This is a genomic window from Synechococcus sp. R6-7, assembly GCF_047461695.1.
Classification (GTDB): Bacteria; Cyanobacteriota; Cyanobacteriia; order Thermostichales; family Thermostichaceae; genus Thermostichus.
On record NZ_JANSHS010000401.1, the window covers coordinates 1 to 4681 of the forward strand.

Genomic DNA, 4681 nt, shown 5'->3' on the forward strand with positions numbered 1-4681 from the left:
CAGGAGAGTTCAGCGTGAATGTATCAGTACCCCTGACTTCCAACCTCTACAGCTCCCAGAGCCATTGAGGCCTAAGCCTCAGCAAATGCCCTTCTCCAGCCCCCCGACAGCACCTGCAAATCCTCCTCATCCAAGTCCGCAGGAGTGCCGGAGCGGATGAGCTCGGCAAAATCTTCGTTGGGCACCATGAAGCAGAGGGCGTAGAGGCGGCCTGGGCCGGTGTTGCGGATTTCATGCACGCCTGTTGGCGGAACCAAAATGCTGTCTCCGGTTTTGATGGGGGCCGCTTTTCCATCGCAAATGGCCATGCCCTCACCCTTGAGGATAAAGAACATCTCTACAGCCATTTGATGGCGGTTGGGAGGGGTTTTGCCTCCCTCATCGAAGATCTCCACACAAAAAGTCAGAGAAATCTGAGCATGAGAAGGATCGAACACGATGGCCAGGCGATTGGTATCGTGGGGGCTGATGCGAAAAGCCTGATAATCGGCAGGGGTTTTAACAATTGGAATCACGCAGCGGGAAAGCGTTTGCATCCGGATCCTCCGCTCAAGAGATGAGGGGTGAATAGTGGGCAAGTGCTAACAGGGGAGAGCCGCGAGCAAATCTGAGGAGGAGGCGACAAAGCCAAAGCACTGCTTGACGTTGTAGAGGGTAGCTAGCAAACAGTATTCAGGAGAGGTGGTGGCGGCGCAGTCTTCCAGCAAAATGCAGTCGTAGCCGAGGAAATTGGCATCTTGCAGCGTGGTCATGACGCACTGGTCGATGTTCACGCCGGCAAAAAAGAGGGTGGTGCGCCCCAGGTTTCTGAGAATGCTATCGAGAGGGGTATCCCAAAAGCCGCTCATGCGGAACTTATCCACCCAGATATCCTCGGGCTTGACCTCCAGTTCCTCCACCACAGCAGCGCCCCAACTGCCCCGCGTGAGGACCAAAGACCCGTTCTTAGGCAAGGGATCCCCCAGCCCTACTCCCTCTCCGGTGGGGTTGTACACATGTCGCAAGCCGGCGCTGATGTTGAGCAAGTCAGGGCGATTGCCCCAGTTCACCCACACAATCGGCACTTGAGCTTGTCGCAGGCGGGGCAGCAGGGCTTTTAGAGGGCCGATGGGAGCCCGTGCAGGTGTAACATCGACGCCGATGCTGGCCAGCCAACCGTCGGGATGACAAAAGTCGTTTTGCATGTCGATCACCAGCAGCGCCGCTTTGGCCAGATCCAAGCGCAGGGTTTTGCTGGAGGTGGGCAGCAGGATGGGCCGGGGATCCAAGGGCGGACGGGTGAGGTCGGCCATTTCGGCATTCACAGCCCAGGCATTGGGAGGGATCCCAAGGGTCTTCAAGGGGCGATTGGGAGTGCTCATGGATTCTCCGCTCGCGTCGCGCAGCAGTGGGATCAGGTTGGGCAGTTGAGTGATGACCCACAACTACGCTCGACCTTAATGCACAGCTGACCTGACTTTGGAATCATAGGCTACACTTTCTCACCTTATTAACGCATGGGATCCCCCAGGGTCAGTTGATAGGGATTGAGATGAGGATGATCCGAAAGGGTGCCCAGGGATCCCTCCCTGCACGCTATGCTGTAGAAACTTGAAATGATTATGTAGAAGCATGAGCATCCTGCGGCAATATATCTTTCCCGCTCTCATCCTGCTGGTGTTTCTGTTTACCCTGGTGGTGGTGAGCATCCGCTCGTTTCTGCCGGAGGATATGGCCCAGCCTGCCCCCCTAGAAGAAGCAACGCCTGTGGCCCTTTCTGCAAACCCCTGAGGATGGCTGAACAAGGGATCCCTCTGCCTGTGGGTTATCGTTGGCGCATCGGTTCAGCCTGGGATCGGCCCTGGGTGAGGCGAGGATTGCAGGCCACGTTGCAGGAATCTTTTCCAGAGCAAAGCAACTGGGATCACCTGGAAGAGACGCTGGATCGCCTCTTCGACCCACCCCGTACCCCCTGCTGGTGGATCTTGAAAGAAGAAACTGCAGAGCCGGTGGGCTGTGTTTGGGCCGGCATCTCCACCGATCAAGCCACCCATCGGCGGGTAGCCTACATTTTTCTGCTCTGGGTGGATCCCGCCCATCGTCGGCAGGGCCTGGGCAAGGCCCTCATTCAGCAGGTGGAACGATGGGGATCCCAGCAGCAGCTGGCGGCCATCACCCTGCAGGTTTATCGCCATAACCAGGCTGCCCTCAATTTCTACAAGCGGGCCCATTTCTCCGTGCAAGGCTACTGGCTGTACAAACCCCTCGGCGCCGCTGGCGTGGCAGAACCAAAAGGTTATGAAGTTTTGTAAATAAGCTGGGATCCGCTCTCAGTTGCTCTTTTGATGAAAGCGTGATGAAAACGATGGCATCGACCGGAGGGAACGCCCATGTCCAGACCCGTCAAGCTAAGTGAAGCCGAGATCCAGGCCAAGCTGGAGAAACTGCCCGGCTGGTCTTTGCGGGAGGGAAAGCTGCATCGCCAATTTCAGTTTGGTTCCTTTGTCGAAGCCTTTGGCTGGATGAGCAGTGTGGCCTTGGTGGCCGAAAGCATGGGGCACCACCCCGAATGGAGCAATGTCTACAACCGCGTGCGGGTGGATCTCACCACCCACGATGCCGGGGGCATTACGGAATTGGACTTCACCTTGGCGCAACGCATGAACGAGCTGGCCGGCTGAACGCTTTCTCAGTACCTAACTCTAGGGATCCCTTCAGAGCCGGTTTGGCAAGGGATCCCCATTGGTTTGTTGCTGCCTCTAAGGTTGTGTCGGGAGTTGCGCTGGTCTGATAGACTAAGCCTAAGGTTAAGAAATGATAATTTTATGAACGTGCTGGTTGTGGGGGCGACGGGAACGCTGGGCCGTCAGGTGGTGCGCCGAGCCATCGAAGAAGGACATCAAGTCACCTGTCTGGTGCGAAATCCGGCAAAGGCTGCTTTCTTGAGTGAATGGGGCGCTCAACTGAAAGTGGGAAATCTGCTTCAGCCCAGCACCCTCAACTCCGCCATGGAAGGCATCGAGGCGGTGATCGACTGTGCCACGGTGCGGGTGACCGATACCCTCAGCGCCCGTCAGGTGGACTGGGATGGCAAAGTTGCCCTGATCAATGCAGCCCGAGCTGCCCAGGTGAAGCATTTTATCTTTTTCTCCATTATGGGTGCCCACCACGAGTACCCCAACGTGCCCCTGATGAATTTCAAGCATCACATCGAGAAGTATTTGATCGGATCCCAGATGCCCTACACCATTTTCCGGCCAGCGGGCTTTATGCAGGGGTTGATTGGCCAGTACGCCATCCCCATCTTGGAAGAACAAATCGTCTGGGTAACCGGCGAGGGCATGCCAACGGCCTACCTAGACACCCTAGATGCAGCCCGGTTTGCGGTGCGAGCTCTCACTGTAGAAGCTGCCAAGCAGCAAATCTTTCCCTTGGTGGGGCCCAAGGCTTGGACGGCTCGAGAAGTCATTGCCTTGTGCGAGCAGCTCTCCGGCAAAAAGGCCAAAGTCAGCACCATGCCGCTGGGACTGCTGAGAGGGGCGCGCAAGGTGGCGCAGTTTTTTCAGTGGAGCTGGAACATTGCCGACCGGCTGGCGTTTGTGGAGGTGATCGCGGCCAAAGAACCCATGCACGCCGATATGACGCCTGTATGCGAAACCCTGGGGATTGAACTGGCCTCTCTGACCTCTCTTGAGGACTACCTGGCGGAGTATTTCCAGAAGATGTTGAAACGGCTTCGCGAGCTAAAGGTCAAGCAACCCAAAGTCAAGACGCCCTTCTAAGTCGTTGTTCTCAGTCTTCTCGGCAATTTCACAGCAGCTTGAGCAGCAACCTTGGGAGAAGGGGTGGACGGGGTCGTGTTTGCGTTAGCGGATGCCATAGCCCCAACTACTGGGATGAACTCCCAGACACTTTTTATTGACACTGCGCCATATTCAAGTTGGCGGAGATCAACCCGTACCATAACACAAAGCCGCTCTGTCGCGACAGCGGGCCGTAGGCCTTCGCTTTGGCGGTGCGGAGCGCTAAACCCAGTTTTCTTGATCATTCCCTGTGTCCAAACAATCGCAAATCCTTAGGTTCCCAACGGGTTCATTTCCATCTACGCTTTAGAGAGTGAGGGGGTGACAACGACAGAGGTTATTCTGCTCCCCCTGCTTGAACTATAGATTTTTGTCTATAGTTTTTATCGGAAAGTTCAATTTTCATCTATCCTAGTTCGCAGCTAAGATGCTGCTTAAGACTTTTTACAGGATCTCAGCAAGTGTTCCAGTTTGGCCAAGATCCCTGGCCGAAGGAGGATTATGAGCTTGAACGGGCTGGTCACAACTGCATGGCTGATTCCCCTCTACGCCTTGGTGGGGTGGGCGGGAGCGCTGATCTGGTCCCCAGGAATCACCCGGCGCACGGGACCACGTCCGGCAGGTTATCTGAATGCGCTCTTGACGTTGATGGCCTTCCTGCACAGCGTGGGGGCGCTGGTGGCAATTTGGGATCAGCCGGCGCAGGTCATTCGGTTGCCTTGGCTGCAGGTGGGGGATCTGATGTTAGAGCTGCCGCTGCAGGTGTCATCGGTAACTCTGGGGGCCTGCGCTGTGGTGACGGGGCTGAACCTGGTGGCCCAGATCTACGGCTTTGGCTACATGGAAATGGACTGGGGCTGGGCGCGGTTTTTCTCCCTGCTGGGCCTGTTTGAGGGGGG

The 4681-nt window shown here is 56.4% G+C and carries 6 protein-coding genes and 1 pseudogene; 5 read left to right on the forward strand and 2 right to left on the reverse strand.

Annotation, left to right across the window (positions count from 1 at the left end; translation table 11 throughout):
* Positions 1-71: 71 nt before the first annotated feature.
* Together NW815_RS11545 and NW815_RS11550 are read right to left on the reverse strand one after the other, a co-directional pair.
* Positions 72-536 carry a cupin domain-containing protein gene (locus NW815_RS11545; protein WP_414389181.1) on the reverse strand — a complete coding sequence of 155 codons (465 nt, stop codon included), beginning with the start codon at positions 534-536 and terminating at the stop codon, positions 72-74.
* A gap of 45 nt (positions 537-581) precedes the next feature.
* Entirely contained in the window at positions 582-1424 is an 843-nt protein-coding gene (locus NW815_RS11550; RefSeq protein ID WP_238376823.1) for a cysteine hydrolase family protein, read from the reverse strand.
* Between the two features lie 187 nt (positions 1425-1611).
* Between NW815_RS11550 and NW815_RS11555 the strand changes: the two genes are divergently transcribed.
* The 5 genes and pseudogenes from NW815_RS11555 to NW815_RS11575 form a co-directional block, all read left to right on the forward strand.
* Positions 1612-1770 (forward strand): hypothetical protein, encoded by a 159-nt coding sequence (locus NW815_RS11555; RefSeq protein WP_414374717.1) that lies wholly within the window; start codon positions 1612-1614, stop codon positions 1768-1770.
* Between the two features lie 2 nt (positions 1771-1772).
* Positions 1773-2291: a GNAT family N-acetyltransferase gene (locus tag NW815_RS11560; protein ID WP_414416035.1), complete on the forward strand. Its 519-nt coding sequence runs from the start codon at positions 1773-1775 to the stop codon at positions 2289-2291.
* A 78-nt stretch (positions 2292-2369) separates the two neighbouring features.
* On the forward strand, positions 2370-2660 hold the full coding sequence (locus tag NW815_RS11565) for a 4a-hydroxytetrahydrobiopterin dehydratase (protein WP_414389177.1): 291 nt from the start codon (positions 2370-2372) through the stop codon (positions 2658-2660).
* A gap of 144 nt (positions 2661-2804) precedes the next feature.
* Complete coding sequence (locus NW815_RS11570; RefSeq protein WP_414389175.1) at positions 2805-3761, forward strand: NAD(P)H-binding protein; 957 nt, start codon at positions 2805-2807, stop codon at positions 3759-3761.
* Between the two features lie 522 nt (positions 3762-4283).
* Positions 4284-4681: pseudogene (locus tag NW815_RS11575) on the forward strand (NAD(P)H-quinone oxidoreductase subunit F); the annotation flags it as partial.

Bases quoted from the DNA above. Each gene is read 5' to 3' on its own strand.
- NW815_RS11545 (WP_414389181.1), bottom strand. From the start codon at position 536: ATGCAAACGCTTTCCCGCTGCGTGATTCCAATTGTTAAAACCCCTGCC.
- NW815_RS11555 (WP_414374717.1), top strand. From the start codon at position 1,612: ATGAGCATCCTGCGGCAATATATCTTTCCCGCTCTCATCCTGCTGGTG.
- NW815_RS11560 (WP_414416035.1), top strand. From the start codon at position 1,773: ATGGCTGAACAAGGGATCCCTCTGCCTGTGGGTTATCGTTGGCGCATC.
- NW815_RS11565 (WP_414389177.1), top strand. From the start codon at position 2,370: ATGTCCAGACCCGTCAAGCTAAGTGAAGCCGAGATCCAGGCCAAGCTG.
- NW815_RS11570 (WP_414389175.1), top strand. From the start codon at position 2,805: ATGAACGTGCTGGTTGTGGGGGCGACGGGAACGCTGGGCCGTCAGGTG.